The sequence below is a fragment of the Acidovorax benzenivorans genome (assembly GCF_028680575.1).
Lineage (GTDB): Bacteria > Pseudomonadota > Gammaproteobacteria > Burkholderiales > Burkholderiaceae_C > Acidovorax > Acidovorax benzenivorans.
Genome location: NZ_JAPCKI010000008.1, coordinates 77,792 through 93,420, shown reverse-complemented (window position 1 = coordinate 93,420; position 15,629 = coordinate 77,792). Strand labels below are relative to the sequence as shown.

14 protein-coding genes and 1 tRNA gene are annotated in these 15,629 nt (G+C 65.0%); 10 read left to right on the top strand and 5 right to left on the bottom strand.

Features of this window, described 5'->3' with window-relative positions:
- Nucleotides 1-3 precede the first annotated feature (3 nt).
- From OIN59_RS15435 to OIN59_RS15405, 7 genes are all read left to right on the top strand, one after another.
- Nucleotides 4-816 carry a uroporphyrinogen-III synthase gene (locus OIN59_RS15435; RefSeq protein ID WP_274111843.1) on the top strand — a complete coding sequence of 271 codons (813 nt, stop codon included), beginning with the start codon at nucleotides 4-6 and terminating at the stop codon, nucleotides 814-816.
- A complete protein-coding gene (locus OIN59_RS15430) occupies nucleotides 813-1,955 on the top strand; it encodes a uroporphyrinogen-III C-methyltransferase (protein ID WP_274111841.1) in 1,143 nt (380 codons plus the stop codon). The genes OIN59_RS15435 and OIN59_RS15430 overlap by 4 nt, the downstream gene beginning before the upstream one ends.
- Nucleotides 1,956-1,959: 4 nt before the next feature.
- Nucleotides 1,960-3,237: a heme biosynthesis HemY N-terminal domain-containing protein gene (locus OIN59_RS15425; protein ID WP_274111839.1), complete on the top strand. Its 1,278-nt coding sequence runs from the start codon at nucleotides 1,960-1,962 to the stop codon at nucleotides 3,235-3,237.
- A gap of 354 nt (nucleotides 3,238-3,591) precedes the next feature.
- Complete coding sequence (locus tag OIN59_RS15420; protein WP_274111837.1) at nucleotides 3,592-4,164, top strand: cytochrome b; 573 nt, start codon at nucleotides 3,592-3,594, stop codon at nucleotides 4,162-4,164.
- 119 nt (nucleotides 4,165-4,283) lie between these two features.
- The gene (locus OIN59_RS15415; RefSeq protein ID WP_274111835.1) at nucleotides 4,284-4,859 is read left to right on the top strand and encodes a YceI family protein; all 576 of its coding nucleotides are present in this window, start codon (nucleotides 4,284-4,286) and stop codon (nucleotides 4,857-4,859) included.
- 88 nt (nucleotides 4,860-4,947) lie between these two features.
- Nucleotides 4,948-5,526, top strand: a complete 579-nt coding sequence (locus tag OIN59_RS15410; protein WP_274111833.1) for a YceI family protein — start codon at nucleotides 4,948-4,950, stop codon at nucleotides 5,524-5,526.
- A gap of 201 nt (nucleotides 5,527-5,727) precedes the next feature.
- Nucleotides 5,728-6,351, top strand: a complete 624-nt coding sequence (locus tag OIN59_RS15405) for a VOC family protein (protein ID WP_274111831.1) — start codon at nucleotides 5,728-5,730, stop codon at nucleotides 6,349-6,351.
- Nucleotides 6,352-6,546: 195 nt separating this feature from the next.
- On the opposite strand, the gene OIN59_RS15400 is transcribed toward OIN59_RS15405, so the two are convergent.
- Complete coding sequence (locus OIN59_RS15400; RefSeq protein WP_274111829.1) at nucleotides 6,547-8,403, bottom strand: M48 family metallopeptidase; 1,857 nt, start codon at nucleotides 8,401-8,403, stop codon at nucleotides 6,547-6,549.
- 467 nt (nucleotides 8,404-8,870) lie between these two features.
- Between OIN59_RS15400 and OIN59_RS15395 the strand changes: the two genes are divergently transcribed.
- Together OIN59_RS15395 and galU are read left to right on the top strand one after the other, a co-directional pair.
- Nucleotides 8,871-11,768: a valine--tRNA ligase gene (locus tag OIN59_RS15395; protein WP_274111827.1), complete on the top strand. Its 2,898-nt coding sequence runs from the start codon at nucleotides 8,871-8,873 to the stop codon at nucleotides 11,766-11,768.
- Between the two features lie 133 nt (nucleotides 11,769-11,901).
- Entirely contained in the window at nucleotides 11,902-12,789 is an 888-nt protein-coding gene (gene galU, locus OIN59_RS15390; protein WP_274111825.1) for a UTP--glucose-1-phosphate uridylyltransferase GalU, read from the top strand.
- A gap of 124 nt (nucleotides 12,790-12,913) precedes the next feature.
- Here the strand turns inward: galU and OIN59_RS15385 are convergent, their stop codons facing one another.
- The 3 genes from OIN59_RS15385 to cysM form a co-directional block, all read right to left on the bottom strand.
- Nucleotides 12,914-13,141, bottom strand: a complete 228-nt coding sequence (locus tag OIN59_RS15385; RefSeq protein ID WP_056067086.1) for a sulfurtransferase TusA family protein — start codon at nucleotides 13,139-13,141, stop codon at nucleotides 12,914-12,916.
- A 5-nt stretch (nucleotides 13,142-13,146) separates the two neighbouring features.
- The gene (locus tag OIN59_RS15380) at nucleotides 13,147-13,731 is read right to left on the bottom strand and encodes an NUDIX domain-containing protein (protein WP_274111823.1); all 585 of its coding nucleotides are present in this window, start codon (nucleotides 13,729-13,731) and stop codon (nucleotides 13,147-13,149) included.
- A gap of 126 nt (nucleotides 13,732-13,857) precedes the next feature.
- Nucleotides 13,858-14,760, bottom strand: coding sequence for a cysteine synthase CysM (gene cysM / locus OIN59_RS15375; RefSeq protein ID WP_274111821.1), 903 nt, complete (start codon nucleotides 14,758-14,760; stop codon nucleotides 13,858-13,860).
- Nucleotides 14,761-14,799: 39 nt separating this feature from the next.
- Here cysM and OIN59_RS15370 point away from each other — a divergent pair.
- Nucleotides 14,800-14,884, top strand: a tRNA-Leu gene (locus OIN59_RS15370).
- Between the two features lie 499 nt (nucleotides 14,885-15,383).
- On the opposite strand, the gene OIN59_RS15365 is transcribed toward OIN59_RS15370, so the two are convergent.
- Nucleotides 15,384-15,599 (bottom strand): hypothetical protein, encoded by a 216-nt coding sequence (locus tag OIN59_RS15365; protein ID WP_015015343.1) that lies wholly within the window; start codon nucleotides 15,597-15,599, stop codon nucleotides 15,384-15,386.
- Nucleotides 15,600-15,629: the final 30 nt, after the last annotated feature.

Sequence of the window (15,629 nt, the reverse complement as noted above, 5' to 3'; positions counted from 1 at the left end):
GCCATGCCCCGGGTGATCGTCACGCGGCCCGCCCGCGAGGCTGCGCACTGGGTGCAGCTGCTGGGTGCGCGCGGGGTGGATGCCGTGGCCCTGCCGCTCATCGCCATCGGCCCGTGCCGCGACGCGGCGGCAGAGCAAGCGCTCACCCAGGCGCATGTCCGGCTTGCACAGTACCGGGCGCTGATGTTTGTCAGCGGCAACGCAGTGGTTCATTTTTTTGAGCAAAACAAGGTTCTAGCGCTTGCTGGTAAAGCGCAACCAGCTATCAAAACAAGAGCGTGGGCACCTGGCCCCGGCACGGTGCGAGCGCTGGAGCAGGCTGGTGTGCCATCGGGCTGCATTGACGGCCCCGCGCCGGATGCGCCGCAATTCGACTCGGAAGCGCTGTGGCAACAGGTGGCCACACAGATCCGGCCCGGCGACCGCGTGCTGATCGTGCGCGGGAGATCCGCCCCCCCTCAGGGTGAGCATGAAAGCCAAGGCAACGGCCGCGACTGGCTGGCGCGCCAGATCGAGGCGGCGGGTGGCATGGTGGAGTTTGTGGTGGCCTACCAACGTGGTGCGCCGCACTTTTCGGCGCATGAGGTGGCGTTGGCGCAACAGGCGGCGCACGATGGCTCCATCTGGCTGCTGAGCAGCTCTGAAGCCGTGGCCCACCTGGCCGAAGCCCTGCCGGGCCAGCACTGGGGCGCCGCGCACGCGCTGGCCACCCACCCGCGCATCGCCGAAGCGGCCCGCGCAGCAGGCTTTGGCGTAGTGCGGGAATGCCGTCCGGCATTGGAAGACGTGGTGGCCTCGATAGAATCGGCCGCATGAGTTCTGCGCCTCCTGACGACCTGCCCTCCACGCCCCCCGCAGCCCCCGTGGCCGCCGCCGTGGGCGCGCCCGCAGTGAGCCCGGCCCCCTCACCTGCCACACCAGCGGCCGCCACCAGCGCTGGCCGAAGCGGCGCCATGACATTGCTGCTGGGCACCGTGGCGGTGGCCGCACTGGTCAGCAGCGGCCTGCTGTGGCAAAAGCTCAGCGCCATCCAGGAGCAACTGGCCCGGCAATCGGCAGATTCGGGCGCCCTGGCCATCGAGGCCCGCACCATGGCCCGCCAAGCCGAAGAGCAGGTGCGCGACACGGCGGCTCGCCTGTCCGTGGCGGAGGCCCGCGTGAGCGAGGTCGCATTGCAGCGCAGCCAGCTTGAAGAACTCATGCAAAGCCTGTCGCGTTCGCGCGACGAAAACCTGGTGGTGGACATTGAGTCGGCCATCCGCCTGGCGCAGCAGCAGGCCCAGCTCACGGGCAGCCTGGAGCCTCTGGTGGCCGCGCTCAAAAGCGCCAATCAGCGCATCGAGCGCTCCGCCCAGCCCCGCCTGGCCCCGGTGCAGCGCGCTATTGGCCGCGACCTGGACCGCCTGACCCGAGCCACCGTGACGGACACCGCCGGGTTGCTGGCCCGCCTGGACGAACTGGTGCGCCAGGTGGACGACCTGCCTGTGCTCAACGCCGTGGCCCAGGCCGCCGCCACCAAACGCCTGTCCGCAGGCCCCGGCGCCCAGACTGGCGACAAATCCGTGGGCCAGGGTGATCTGGCCTGGTGGCAGACCGCCTTGCAGCGCAGCTGGGAGGTGGTGCGCGACGAAGCCCGCAGCCTCGTGCGCGTGAGCCGCATCGACCAGCCCGAAGCCATCTTGCTGGCCCCCGAGCAAACCTTCTTTCTGCGCGAGAACCTCAAGTTCAAGCTGCTCAATGCACGCCTGGGCGTCCTGGCCCGCCAGTTCGAGTCGGCCCGGGCCGATTTGGCCGCAGCCACCGCAGCGCTCAACAAGTATTTCGACCCCGCTTCGCGCCGCACGCAGAACGTGGCCTCCACTCTGCAGCAGGCCCAGGCCAGCATGAAGGCGGCCGAGCTGCCGCGCCTGGACGAAACCCTGTCTGCCCTGGCCACAGCCGCGGCCGGACGTTGACGATATGCGTGCTGCACTTTGGCTTTTGGCGTTGTTTGGCGTGGCCGTGGCTGCCGCGCTGTTTGCGGGCAACAACCAGGGAACCGTCACCCTGTACTGGCCGCCCTACCGCATCGACCTGTCGCTCAACATGGTGGTGTTGCTGCTGGTGGGCAGCTTTGTCACCGTGTATGCCGCGCTGCGGGCCCTGGCGGCGCTGCTGGCGTTGCCACACCAGGCACGCCGCTGGCGCGTGCAGCAAAAAGAGCGTGCCATGCACAGCGCACTGCTCGACGCGTTGACCCACATGCTGGGCGGCCGGTTCATCCGCTCGCGCAAGGCCGCCGTGGCGGCGTTGTCGCAAGAACATGCACTGAAGGTCAGCGGCGAGGCGGTGCCCCATGGCAAGCAGCTGCGGGCCCTGTCCCACATGATTGCCGCCGAGGCCTCGCATGCACTGCAGGACCGCGCCACGCGCGAAACCCACCTGCAGGACGCGCTGCAAGAAGCCCCCATGCGCGGCTCCATCAACGAGCAGGAAATGCACGAAGGCGCCCAGATGCGTGCCGCCCGTTGGTCGCTGGACGACCGTGACGCCAGCGCGGCCCTCGACCGCTTGGCGGCCCTGCCCCAGGGCGCCGCGCGGCGCACGTTGGCGCTGCGCATCAAGCTCAAAGCCACCCGTCTGGCGCGCCAGACGCAAGACGCGCTGGACACCGCACGCCTCTTGGGCAAACACCGCGCGTTCTCGCCCAATGCGGCGCAGAGCATCGTGCGCGGCCTGGCCACCGAACTCATCAACAGCGCACACGACACCGCCCAACTGCAGCAGATCTGGCTGTCGCTGGAGGTCAGCGAACGCACTATGCCGGAGCTGGCCATCCACGCCGCCCAGCGGCTGGCCGCACTGGGCGGAGATGCCACGCAGGTGCGAGCCTGGCTGCTGCCCGTGTGGGAACGCATGGTGGACCTGCCCGATGCACTGGCCGAGCAACACGCCCTCAAGCTGGTGCGCGCGCTGGAGGCGGGGCTGGACGCGCTCGACGGCCCCTGGCTGGCGCGCATCGAGTCGGCCCAACAAGCAAACCCGCGCGACGCTCGCCTGCAGTACCTGGCAGGCATGGCTTGCCTCAAGCGCCAGCTGTGGGGCAAGGCCCAGCAGTTGTTGACCCAGGCCGCCCAGCAGCTCACTGACGCCCAGCTGCGCGCCAGCGCCTGGCGCCACTTGGCCGAACTCGCCGAGCAGCGCGGCGACGACAGCGCCGCCGCCAGCGCCTGGAAGCAGGCCGCGCTGGCCCGATAACCCAGGCATCCGGGGGCGCTGCGGCGCTCCCGGCCCGTGCAGCCCGCCATCGCTGCATTTGCTGCGCCTCCGTTCGCCAACGCATGAGGCAACGGTGCTCCCATATGTTCCACGCGGGCACCACGCCCATGGCGCACAGGTGGTAGCGCCAAAAAAAAATGGCACAGCATTGGGGAACTTTGAGCGCTCAAGGCCTATCGATTCAATTAATTTGAATTAAGGCATCAATCTGCCTGAAGCAGATTTTGGGCAGCGCTACCTACACTGCCCCATCACCCAGCCGTTGGACCGCCAAGTCCGGCGGCCCCTGCAGCCTTCGCTCGCCCTCTTTTTGACTGGCCTCTTGATTCGCTGATGACCACCACTGCCGCCACGACCCTCGACACCCCACGCCGCTACACGCGCACCGCCATGCTGTTGCACTGGGTGCTGGGTCTGGCGCTGATTGCTCTGTTTGGCATCGGCGTCTACATGGCCGACCTGCCTTTTTCGCCCCAACGTCTGAAGCTCTACAACTGGCACAAATGGGCCGGTGTGACCATCCTCGTGCTCTCGGCGCTGCGTCTGCTGTGGCGCGTCACGCACCGCCCGCCTGCGCTGCCCAACGCGGTCGAGAAGTCCATGCCCGGCTGGCAAAAGCTGGCGCACCACGGCACTCACCACCTGCTGTATGGGCTCTTCTTCGCCGTGCCACTGATTGGCTGGGCCTACAGCTCGGCGGCGGGGTTCCCCATCGTGTTCCTGGGCCTGTGGCAGCTGCCTGACTTTGTGCCGGTGAGCAAGGACCTGGCCGAAGCCATCAAGCCCTGGCACCAGTACACGGCGTTTGCACTGGCCGCGCTGGCGGTGCTGCACATCGCCGCAGCGCTCAAGCACCAGTTGGTGGACCGTGACGGCCTGCTCAACCGCATGCTGCCGGGGAAATAACCAGCCTCCACCTTCAGGGCGCCATGGCAACCCTTGGTGGGTGCCTTGCCCACCTCAAATGTCGCGTGCCCATCTGCGATCACTGCTTCCACCTTTTGTGAATTGAACGGAGTTTCTGCATGCATCTGTCTTCTACCTTGTCCCGCATCGTGCTCGGCGCTGCCCTCGTTGCGGGCGCCCAGGCAGCACTGGCCCAGCAGCAGTTGGTGCCCGCGCAGAGCGAGGTGCAATTCACCGCTCGCCAGATGGGCGTGCCGCTGGAAGGCCACTTCAAGAAGTTCAATGCCCAGGTGGCGTTTGACCCGGCCAAGCTGGCCACCAGCAAGATCGCCTTCACGGTGGACACCGGCAGCGCCACGCTGGGTTCGCGCGAAACCGATGCCGAGCTGCCCAAGCCCGCATGGTTCAACGTGCCCAAGTTCCCCCAGGCCCAATTCGTGTCGTCCAGCATCAAGGCGCTGGGCGGCGGCAAGTTTGAAGTGGCGGGCGCGCTCACCATCAAGGGCAACAGCCAGAACGTGGTCGTGCCCGTGACGCTGACCCAGAGCGGCCCCACCACCACGGCCACTGGCGCACTGCCCATCAAGCGGCTGACCTTCAAGATCGGCGAAAACGAGTGGGCCGACACCTCCATGGTGGCCGACGACGTGCAGGTCAAGTTCAAGCTCGCGCTGACCGGCGTCGGAAAGCTGTGACCGGTCTTTGACTGCGCCCCACCCCATCAGTCCGCCATCTTTCCTTTCTGGTTCGTTTCGTAGTTCCTCTTTTCAAGGAGTCTTTTCCATGCGCAAATCCCTGTTCTCCCTGCTGGCCGTAGCCGCGGCCACCGCCCTGACCGCTGGCGCCGCCCAGGCCGCCACCTACGCCATCGACCCCACGCACACCTTCGTGACGTTCGAGATCAGCCACTTTGGCGCCACCACGAACCGCGCCCGCTTCGACAAGAAGCAAGGTGCAGTGGAGTTCGACCGCGCCGCCAAGACTGGCAAGGTGGAAATCTCCATCGACACCACCTCGGTGAACTCGGGCACGCCTCCGTTTGACAAGCACCTGCAAAGCGCCGACCTGTTCGACGCGGCCAAGCACCCCACGATCAAGTTCGTGTCCGACAAATTCAGCTTCAACGGCGACAAGGTCAGTGAAGTGACCGGCCAGCTCACGCTGCTGGGCAAGACCGCGCCCGTCACCCTCAAGGCCACGCAGTTCAACTGCTACGACAGCCCCATGCTCAAGCGCGAAGTGTGCGGCGGCGACTTTGAAGCCACCATCGACCGCACCCAGTGGGGCATGAACTACGGCGTGGAATGGGGTTTCCCCAAGAACGTGCGCCTGGTGGTGCAGATCGAAGCCGTGAAGCAGTAATCCAGACTGAACCGGTGGAAGGGCTACGCACTACGCAGCCCTGCCGCCAACCCTTTCTGCCAGCCACCTATGCCTTGCGCCGGGTGGCTTTTTCTTTGGCCCCAGCCAGCCCCCCTCTCTCTGCTCAGCGAACAAAAATTAACTTAACGTAAATCAATTACGAATAGTAGAATTGTGCTCACCGATTTGAGGAGACTCTGCATGAACGCCGTTTTGAACCCGACCGACCTGGCCAGCCTGCCTGCACCCGCCGCCATCCAGCAGTTGCACCACTACGCCTACAAGGCCCGCGACGCCGAGGAAACGCGCCAGTTCTATGAAGACATCCTGGGCTTGCCGCTGTACCACATCATCCAGAGCGACTACGTGCCCAGCACGGGCGAATACTGCCCCTACACCCACTTCTTCTTTCGCCTGCAGGACGGCTCTTTCATCGCCTTTTTCGACCTGGGCGACGACGTGAAGGCCGAGCCCTCGCCCAACACGCCCCTGTGGGTCAACCACATTGCGTTCCGCGTGAACACCGTGCAGGAGCTGGAGAACACCAAGCAGCGACTGGAGGCGCATGGCGTGGAAGTGCTGGGCGTGACGGACCACCACATCTTCAAGAGCATTTATTTCTTCGACCCCAACGGCATTCGCCTGGAGCTGTCGGCCCAGCTGGCCAACGACGAGCAAATGGAAAAAGACAGCACCGTGGCCCACGCCCGCCTGCGCGAGTGGACGGTGCGCAAGGAGCAATGGCGCAAGGAGCGCGCCGAGGGCAAGGTGGACGCACCGCTCAAGCCCCAGCAAAACGACCGCCCGGAGTTTGTGCGCAAGTAAGTCCTTGCCCAGCGGGCTGCAGGGCGTACACCGCCCTGGCACCGGCGCATCACACGCGCAACGTGGTAGCCCCCGACCAGAGACGGAGGCCAGGTCTGGCCGTTGCCCCACAGCTTCGTCCGGCAATTTAGAGCCCCAGAGCACTGAGGCGCTTTATTTACTTGACTTTATAGCTATACAAACAATAGCAAACAACTAGCTTGCCTGTTGCTGCGAGCGCATGATCTGGTGGCGCTGCCAGTAGTGACTGACCACAGCGTTGAACTGGTCCTTGTCCTTCTTGAGGCCGGGCAGCTTGATCTTGCTGGTCTTGGCGCCCAGGCCCAGGGCATTCTTCTCGGGGTGCGTCACGATCAGCGCGTTGCCAAAGCTGCTTTCCTTGAACTGCAGTGCCTTGATGGCGTCCCAGAACACCGTGGTCTCGTCGGCCGAGGTGCGGATGCCGTCAATGCTCACCTCCACCGTCGCATCGCCCTTGAGGGCAAACACCACGGGCGGAAAGAACTGCAGCACCAAAGCCCGCTCTTCGTCATTGGCAGGCTCGTAGCGGTAGGCCAGGCTGCGCTCGTGGTCTTGCGCAAACTGCTGCTCGTAAGCGCTCCACAGCCGCTGCTCGATGGCGTCAGCGGTCAGTATCTCCTGCACCCAGGTGGTGGCGGGCACGCGCACGGCGATGGCGCCGTAGTCGCGCTCTTTCAGGGCCATGCCCACGTTGCGCAGGCGCTCGGGCATGGCAGGGTGCGAGTCGAACGGGTGCGGCACATTGGCCGTCTTCATCGCATCCACAAAGTCGGGCGACGCTGCGTAAGGCGCCAGGCCCTGGGCCACAAAACTGGCAATGCCCAGCGTGCTGTTGTCGTGCCGCTCGTTGCGGCCAAACAGCTCATCCTCGATGCGGTAGCGGTACTGGGCGTAGGCGGCAATCTTGACCAGCGACTGTGCAATCGCCGCAGGGCTCACCAGCTTGGCCGCCAGGCGGTCGGCCTTGAACTCGCGCTCGCGGCTGTCGCTGGCCAGGGCGATCTCGAAGATGGTGCGGTACAGGTCCAGCAACGGCGACACCACGGCCGACAGTCCGCCCGTGCGGATGGCATGGCGGTAGTGGTCAAACTGCACCAGCTTGGGCCCCAGCTGCGCGCTGCGCCGCGTGTCGCCCCCGCGCAGGTGGGCCAGTTCATGGCCCAGCACGGCGTCGGCCTCGGTCTGGTCCAGGATGCGCAGCAGCGGCAGGCTCACAAACAGCGTGCGGCCGGTGAGGGTTTGCTGGCCCACGGTGATCGGAGCCTCGGTCACGAAGAAGTTGGCGTCAATGCCCGCCACGATGTGCCGGGGCGGCTCTGTCTTCAGGCGCTGCGCCAGGTGGCGAATGCGCTGCCACAGCAGCGGTGCATCGGCCTCGGCCACCAGCTCGCCCACCACCTGGTTGCTGGACTGCACCCGCTTGAAGATGCCCGCCACCGCCACCAGCACCCCCGCCGCCACGGCAAACCCCACAAACAGCACCAGCTTGGGCGAATACTGGTGAAAGAAAAACGCCGTGACCCAGAACGACAGCCACACCGCCATCGCCCCCTGCACCACCAGCGCCGTGGCGCTGGCCCAGGAGGTCAGGCGCCAGCCAGCAACAAAGCTGGCGTACTGCAGCGTGCGGTCGGCAAACGCCAGCGCCCCCAGCCCCAACACCGCCAACAGCAACGCAGCGCTGGCCACCAGCGTCCACAGCGACAGCTTGCGCGCCATGTGGAACTGCCAGACATCGGAGAAGGTGTCGCACAGCGCCTCGCGGTATTCGCGGGCCTCGGGGTCTGCATTGCTGCAGATGGTGGACGGCGGATTGCTGCGGTAGTAGTCCTTGCGCGCCTGCTTCTCGTCGGCGGGCAGGCTCTTTTCGGCATCGATGCGCTGGCTGATGCCGGCCACAAAACGGGTGTCCTGGTCGGTCTGGACATGGCGGGTGAACACATAGGTCACCGCAGGCACCAGGAACAGCGCCAGCAGCGCATAGGCAAAGACCTTGACCAGGCCCAGGCGCCAGGCAGATTGAAACGTCATAGGTTCGGATGGTTGTGACGGCCCGGCACCTTGGCACCGGAAGGCTGAACGCCACCCGCAAACCACCGCACCAGTCCTTGTTGTAAATCGTGATCCTTAGAGCGGCTAACAAAACTCAGCGAAGCGGCCCTGGCTAGGCGTTTCGCCGCAGGCAGTACAAGTAGTACGACAAGGCGAGACAACGACGCCAGGGGAGTTTTGTTAGCCGCTCTCAGAGCCTGGTCCGCGTTGCCGCGCCCTCCTCGCTCTGTGGGGCGGGATTATCAGGACGCATTCGCCCGCGCACCCAGGCACAAGGTAACCATTGGAAAGAATCGGCCGACAGACGGCGCGCAATTGCCAAACGGCCCAAGGCCCTGCGGGACCAGCGCCGGGGTGGCGGTCCCTTAAAATGTGCGGTTCACCCTCTTGTTCGTCGGAGCGCTCCCTGCGGCCGCTCCGCCCCACTGCCCCCACTGCCACACCCCATGAGCACGCCCCAACCACAACCCGGCCTCGAAAGCCTGTCCAAGTCGTTTGAACCAGCCGCGCTGGAAGCCCACTGGGGCCCCGAATGGGAAAAGCGCGGCTATGGCACCGCAGGCCACCGTGGCACGGGCCAGCCCCAGGCGGGCGAGCCCGCGTTCTCCATCCAGTTGCCGCCCCCCAACGTGACGGGCACGCTGCACATGGGCCATGCGTTCAACCAGACGATCATGGACAGCCTCACGCGCTATCACCGCATGCGCGGCTTCAACACGGTGTGGGTGCCGGGCACCGATCACGCGGGCATCGCCACGCAGATCGTGGTGGAGCGCCAGCTGCAAGAACAAGGCATCAGCCGCTACGACATGGGCCCGACCCCGCCCGAGGCGCGCAAGAACTTTGTGAGCAAGGTGTGGGAGTGGAAGGAAAAGTCCGGCAACACCATCACCACGCAGATGCGCCGCATGGGCGACAGCGTGGACTGGAGCCGCGAATACTTCACCATGGACGACAAGCTGTCCAAGGTGGTCACTGACACCTTCGTGAAGCTGTACGAGCAGGGCCTGATCTACCGCGGCAAGCGCCTGGTGAACTGGGACCCGAAGCTGCAGTCCGCCGTATCCGACCTGGAGGTCGAGAGCGAAGAAAAAGACGGCTCGCTCTGGCACATCGCCTACCCCCTGGCCGATGGATCGGGCAGCCTGACGGTGGCCACCACCCGCCCCGAAACCATGCTGGGCGACGTGGCGCTGATGGTGCACCCCGAGGATGCACGCTACACCCACCTGATCGGCAAGATGGTCAACCTGCCGCTGTGCGACCGCCAGATTCCGGTGATTGCCGACGAGTACGTGGACAAGGAATTCGGCACGGGCGTGGTGAAGGTGACCCCCGCGCACGACCAAAACGACTACGCCGTGGGCCAGCGCCACAAGCTGCCCATGATCGTGGTGCTCACGCTGCAGGCCACCATCAACGAGAACGCGCCAGCCAAGTACCAGGGCATGGACCGCTTCGTGGCCCGCAAGGCCGTGGTGGCTGACCTCGAAGCCATCGGCGCGCTGGTCGAGGTGAAGAAACACAAGCTCATGGTGCCCATCTGCACCCGCACCGGCCAGGTGATCGAGCCCATGCTGACCGACCAGTGGTTCGTGGCCATGAGCAAGGTGGGCGAAGGCGACGCCACCGGCAAGAGCATTGCGCAAAAGGCCATCGATGCCGTGGCCAGCGGCGAAGTGACCTTTGTGCCCGAGAACTGGGTGAACACCTACAACCAGTGGATGAACAACATCCAGGACTGGTGCATCAGCCGCCAGCTGTGGTGGGGCCACCAGATTCCGGCCTGGTACGACGAAGACGGCAACGTGATCGTGGCCCGCGACGAAGCCGAGGCGCAGGCCAAGGCCCCAGGCAAAAAGCTGCGCCGCGATGAAGACGTGCTCGACACCTGGTACTCGTCCGCGCTCGTCCCGTTCAGCACCATGGGCTGGCCCGAACAGGGCGATGCACCCACCGACGACTTCAACCTGTACTTGCCCAGCACCGTGCTGGTGACGGGCTACGACATCATCTTCTTCTGGGTCGCCCGGATGATCATGATGACCACGCACTTCACGGGCCGCGTGCCGTTCAAGCACGTTTACATCCACGGCCTGGTGCGCGACGCGCAGGGCAAGAAGATGTCCAAGTCCGAAGGCAACGTGCTCGACCCGGTGGACCTGATCGACGGCATTGCGCTCGACCCACTGCTCGACAAGCGCACCACCGGCCTGCGTAAGCCCGAGACCGCCCCCACGGTGCGCAAGAACACGCAAAAGGAATTTCCTGAGGGCATTCCGGCCTACGGCGCCGATGCGCTGCGCTTTACCTTTGCGGCGCTGGCCAGCCTGGGGCGCAGCATCAACTTCGACAGCAAGCGCTGCGAGGGCTACCGCAACTTCTGCAACAAGCTCTGGAACGCCAGCCGCTTTGTGTTGATGAACTGCGAAGGCCAGGACTGCGGCCTGAAGGAGCACACCAAGGAAGAGTGCCAGCCCGGCGGCCCCGCCCACGGCTACATGCAGTTCAGCCAGGCCGACCGCTGGATCTCGTCGCTGCTGCAAAAGACCGAGGCCGAAGTGGCCAAGGGCTTTGCCGAGTACCGCCTGGACAATGTGGCCAACACGATCTACGACTTTGTCTGGAACGAATACTGCGACTGGTACCTGGAGATCGCCAAGGTGCAGATCCAGAACGGCACCGAAGCGCAGCAGCGCGCCACACGCCGCACGCTGATCCGCGTGCTGGAAGCCATCCTGCGCCTGGCCCATCCGATCATCCCGTTCATCACCGAAGCCCTGTGGCAGGTGGTGGCGCCTGTGGCCGGCATCCCCGGCGAGTCGGTCAGCATCGCCCGCTATCCGCAGGCCCAACTGGAGAAGATCGACGAAACTGCCATCGCCCACATGGGCCGTGTGAAGGGCCTGGTGGATGCCTGCCGCGCGCTGCGCGGCGAGATGAATGTCTCGCCCTCCACCCGCCTGCCGATGTACGTGGTGGGCGACACCGAGTTCATGCGTGGCGTGGCCCCCGTGCTGCAGGCACTGGCCAAGCTCAGCGAGGTGAAGGTGTTTGACGACGAGGCCGCCTGGGCGGCCGCCGCACAGGCTGCGCCCGTGGCCGTGGTGGGCGACGCCCGCATGTGCCTGTACATGGAGATTGACGTGGCAGCCGAGAAGGCCCGCCTGTCCAAGGAGATCGCACGCATCGACGGCGAAATCACCAAGGCCAACAACAAGCTGTCCAACGAGGCCTTCGTGGCCAAGGCCCCGGCAGCGGTGATCGAGCAGGAGAAAAAGCGCATCGCCGACTTTGGCGCCACGCTGGGCCGCTTGCGCGATCAGCTGACACGGCTGGGCTGAAGCCCGGGCCATACTGCGCCATGGCAGCCCCTCCCACACGGGCCGCCTGCCTTATTTTTGTGTTCTGCCGGTGTGGGTTGCGGGCTGTAGTGCAGCCCCGGCACACCGTCATCCATCCGTCTAGAGGAGCCCCATGACTGTTGCCACAACCGTTCGCAAAGCCGTTTTCCCCGTTGCCGGACTGGGCACGCGTTTTCTGCCCGCCACCAAGGCCAGCCCCAAGGAGATGCTGCCCGTGGTGGACAAGCCGCTGATCCAATACGCGGTCGAAGAGGCCTACGCCGCCGGCATTCGCCACATGATTTTTGTGACGGGCCGCAGCAAGCGCGCGATTGAAGACCACTTCGACACCGCTTACGAGCTGGAGGCCGAACTCGAAGCCGCAGGCAAGAAGGAACTGCTGGAGCTGGTGCGCTCCATCCAGCCCAGCGACATGGACTGCGCCTTTGTGCGCCAACCCCGCTCACTGGGCCTGGGCCACGCCGTGTTGTGCGCCGAGCCCCTGGTGGGCAAGGAGCCCTTTGCCGTGCTGCTGGCCGACGACCTGATGGTCGGCCCCCAGGGCGGCCAGCCCGTGCTGGCCCAGATGGCCACCGCGTTTCGCCAGCAGGGCCGCTCGGTGATCGCCGTGCAAGAGGTGCCCGAGGACCAGGTGCACAAATACGGCATCGTGGCGGGCGAGCCCGCCGGTGGCCCGCTGATCCGCATCCAGCGCATTGTCGAAAAGCCCAAGGCGGCCGACGCCCCCTCGCGCATGGGCGTGGCGGGCCGCTACATCCTCACGCCTGGCGTGTTTGACGAGATCCGCAACCAGCCACGTGGCGTGGGCGGCGAGATCCAGCTCACCGACGGCATCGCCCGCCTGATGCAGCATGAGGCCGTGTATGCGTTCCAGTACCAGGGCAAGCGCTACGACTGCGGCAGCAAGGAAGGGTTTCTGGAAGCGACGGTGGAGCTGGCCTTGCAGCACCCCCAAGTGGGGGGCCACTTCCGGGACTACCTGAAGGGCCTGTCGCTGTAACGCTCCACCAACCAAAGACCGGTCATTACCGGCCATCCCCGGTCGGGTCGGTCGGGTCGGCCAAAACTTCAAAATTGATAGCTGCAAGTGCTTACCCCATAAGCGCTAGCAGCTATTTTTACATCTATCGGCGGCGCAGGATGTGGATGAACTCCTCGCCCACCGTCTGCTGCTCCACCAGCTCGTTGCCGGTCTGCTTGGCAAACGCCTGAAAGTCGCGCAGCGACCCGTTGTCTGTCGCCACCACCTTGAGCAGCTGGCCGCTGGCCATGTCCGACAGCGCCTTCTTGGCCTTGAGGATGGGCAAGGGGCAATTCAGGCCCCGGGTGTCGATTTCTTTGTGAATGTCCATGGTCATCAATCCTTTGGCGGCGTCGCGGCCGGGGCTTGTTCATCGAGCCCCCGGCGACGCTCTGCATTTTCTTCGGCCGTAAAAAACACCGGCTCGTGGCCCCGTGTGCGCAGCCAGTCGGCCAGCGCATAGCCCGTGCCCGCAGGCCAGCATCTAAGGTCTGGCAGATCGTACAGCCGGTAGTCCACCAGCTCCGGCGACAGTTGCACCTGCCCGGTGGCCACCACGTGGTAGGCAATGATGACCTGGTTCATGCGCAAAAACTCGTAGGCCCCCACCAGGGTGGTGGACTGCACATCAAGGTTCGTCTCCTCCTTGACCTCGCGCGCAATGCCCTCCTGGGGCGACTCGCCAGCCTCCATGAAGCCGGTGATCAGCGCAAACATCTTGCCCGGCCAGGCCGCGTTGCGCGCCAGCAGCACCTTGCCGTCGATCTCCACGATAGCGGCCAGCACCGGCGTGGGGTTGTTCCAGTGCGTCCAGCCGCAGGCGGGGCAGCGCAGCCGCTCCTTGTCGCCGCCATCTTCGGCCAGCGTGATGGGTTGCAACTCGGTGGCACAGTGGGGGCAAAAACGGACTTCGTAGGACATATGCTATCTTTTATGTAGCTGCCGAGGCATATTCATCCGGCACCAGCAGCCATTTTTAGTCAAGAATCAACGCAGGGGCGCCTGGCAACGCCTGTGGAGCCCACCATCATGCGGGCCGCCCCCCGGTCACGCCGGGAACACCCCTGTCGACAAGTACCGGTCGCCCCGGTCGCACACGATGAAGACGATGGTGGCATTGCTGTCGCGCGCGGCGATCTGCTGCGCCACCCAGCAGGCCCCGGCGGCCGAGATACCCGCAAAAATGCCTTCTTCGCGCGCGAGGCGCCGGCACATGTCTTCGGCGCTGTCCTGGCTCACGTACACCAGCTCATCCACAGTGCTGGCGTCATAAATCTTGGGTAGATATTCTTGCGGCCATTTGCGGATGCCCGGAATACGCGAGCCTTCTTCGGGCTGCGCGCCAATGATCTGGATGGCTGGGTTCTTCTCCTTGAGGAACCGCGACACGCCGGTGATGGTGCCCGTGGTGCCCATGGCGCTCACAAAGTGCGTGATGCGGCCACCTGTTTGCTCCCAGATCTCGGGACCCGTGGTTTCGTAGTGGATGCGGGGGTTGTCGGGGTTGCCAAACTGGTCCAGCACCTTGCCTTCGCCACGTTTTTGCATGGCCTCGGCCAAGTCGCGGGCATGCTCCATGCCACCGCTCTTGGGGGTGAGCACCAGCTCAGCGCCAAAGGCCTTCATGGTCTGCGCACGCTCGATAGACAGGTCCTCCGGCATCACCAGCACCATGCGGTAGCCCTTGATGGCAGCCGCCATGGCCAAGGCGATGCCGGTATTGCCCGACGTGGCCTCGATCAGCGTGTCGCCAGGGCGAATGTCGCCACGCTCCTCGGCGCGGCGGATCATCGACAGCGCGGGCCGATCTTTGACGGACCCCGCCGGGTTGTTGCCTTCCAGCTTGCCCAGCACCACGTTGCCACGCACCGCGTTGTCCTGGGCCCCAATGCGCTGCAGCGCCACCAACGGCGTGTTGCCTACCGCGTCTTCAATCGTCGGATATTTCATACGCCCTACTGTGCCATAATTCAGGGCTTCACATATTCCGCCCGGGTGGTGAAATTGGTAGACGCAGGGGACTCAAAATCCCCCGCCGCAAGGCGTGCCGGTTCGATTCCGGCCCCGGGCACCACAGTCAATAAGGCCGGTAGCTTCCACGAGCTATCGGCCTTTTTGCTGGGCAGGACCATGTGACACCTGCACCCGCCATACCGTACCGCCCCCATGACCGCCCAAGACCTGATTGCCCACGCCACGGTGCTGGCCTACCGACTGGCGGGCTATGCATTGCAGAACATGGCCGAGGACGCGGCCCTGCTGGCGATGATGTTCTGCTGACCATCGCGTCCGCAGCCCCTCCCCCAAAAAAATTTCGCTGTGCCTCCGCGCACGGCCGGTGCGCTGAAGTCATGGCGCCGCGCAGGCGCTCAACCCCTCGCAGCCCTCGGGATCGTCAGCAGCGCTTGCACGTAGCGCAGGTAGGCGGGGTCAGATGACGTCACCACGCGGACCAGAAAACCCAGCATCCGCGCACCAGAATTCAGCCAAGGGCAGAACCCACCACTGCGCGGGCGCCTTGCGCCAAGCCCCGCGACGGGTGCGCAGAAAAAGGGCCGGGCGGATGCGCGGGGTCAGTTGTCCTGTCGCCGGATCAACTGGCGGCCACTGGCGGTGATGGCCAGCTCGCCTCCCGTCCCTTTGGTGATGAACCCCCATTCCAGCAAACGCCCCGAGACATGGTCTTTGAGCGCATGGGGCAGCGTGATGACTTCGCCCATTTCAAGCTGCTTCAGGGTTTCGATCTCATCCACCGTGGGATCGAAATGCGGGGCATGGTAGGTGGTCATGGTGATCGCTTTCAAACGGAGCCGATGCAA

Bases quoted from the DNA above. Each gene is read 5' to 3' on its own strand.
- OIN59_RS15435 (WP_274111843.1), top strand. From the start codon at position 4: ATGCCCCGGGTGATCGTCACGCGGCCCGCCCGCGAGGCTGCGCACTGG.
- OIN59_RS15430 (WP_274111841.1), top strand. From the start codon at position 813: ATGAGTTCTGCGCCTCCTGACGACCTGCCCTCCACGCCCCCCGCAGCC.
- OIN59_RS15425 (WP_274111839.1), top strand. From the start codon at position 1,960: ATGCGTGCTGCACTTTGGCTTTTGGCGTTGTTTGGCGTGGCCGTGGCT.
- OIN59_RS15420 (WP_274111837.1), top strand. From the start codon at position 3,592: ATGACCACCACTGCCGCCACGACCCTCGACACCCCACGCCGCTACACG.
- OIN59_RS15415 (WP_274111835.1), top strand. From the start codon at position 4,284: ATGCATCTGTCTTCTACCTTGTCCCGCATCGTGCTCGGCGCTGCCCTC.
- OIN59_RS15410 (WP_274111833.1), top strand. From the start codon at position 4,948: ATGCGCAAATCCCTGTTCTCCCTGCTGGCCGTAGCCGCGGCCACCGCC.
- OIN59_RS15405 (WP_274111831.1), top strand. From the start codon at position 5,728: ATGAACGCCGTTTTGAACCCGACCGACCTGGCCAGCCTGCCTGCACCC.
- OIN59_RS15400 (WP_274111829.1), bottom strand. From the start codon at position 8,403: ATGACGTTTCAATCTGCCTGGCGCCTGGGCCTGGTCAAGGTCTTTGCC.
- OIN59_RS15395 (WP_274111827.1), top strand. From the start codon at position 8,871: ATGAGCACGCCCCAACCACAACCCGGCCTCGAAAGCCTGTCCAAGTCG.
- galU (WP_274111825.1), top strand. From the start codon at position 11,902: ATGACTGTTGCCACAACCGTTCGCAAAGCCGTTTTCCCCGTTGCCGGA.
- OIN59_RS15385 (WP_056067086.1), bottom strand. From the start codon at position 13,141: ATGGACATTCACAAAGAAATCGACACCCGGGGCCTGAATTGCCCCTTG.
- OIN59_RS15380 (WP_274111823.1), bottom strand. From the start codon at position 13,731: ATGTCCTACGAAGTCCGTTTTTGCCCCCACTGTGCCACCGAGTTGCAA.
- cysM (WP_274111821.1), bottom strand. From the start codon at position 14,760: ATGAAATATCCGACGATTGAAGACGCGGTAGGCAACACGCCGTTGGTG.
- OIN59_RS15365 (WP_015015343.1), bottom strand. From the start codon at position 15,599: ATGACCACCTACCATGCCCCGCATTTCGATCCCACGGTGGATGAGATC.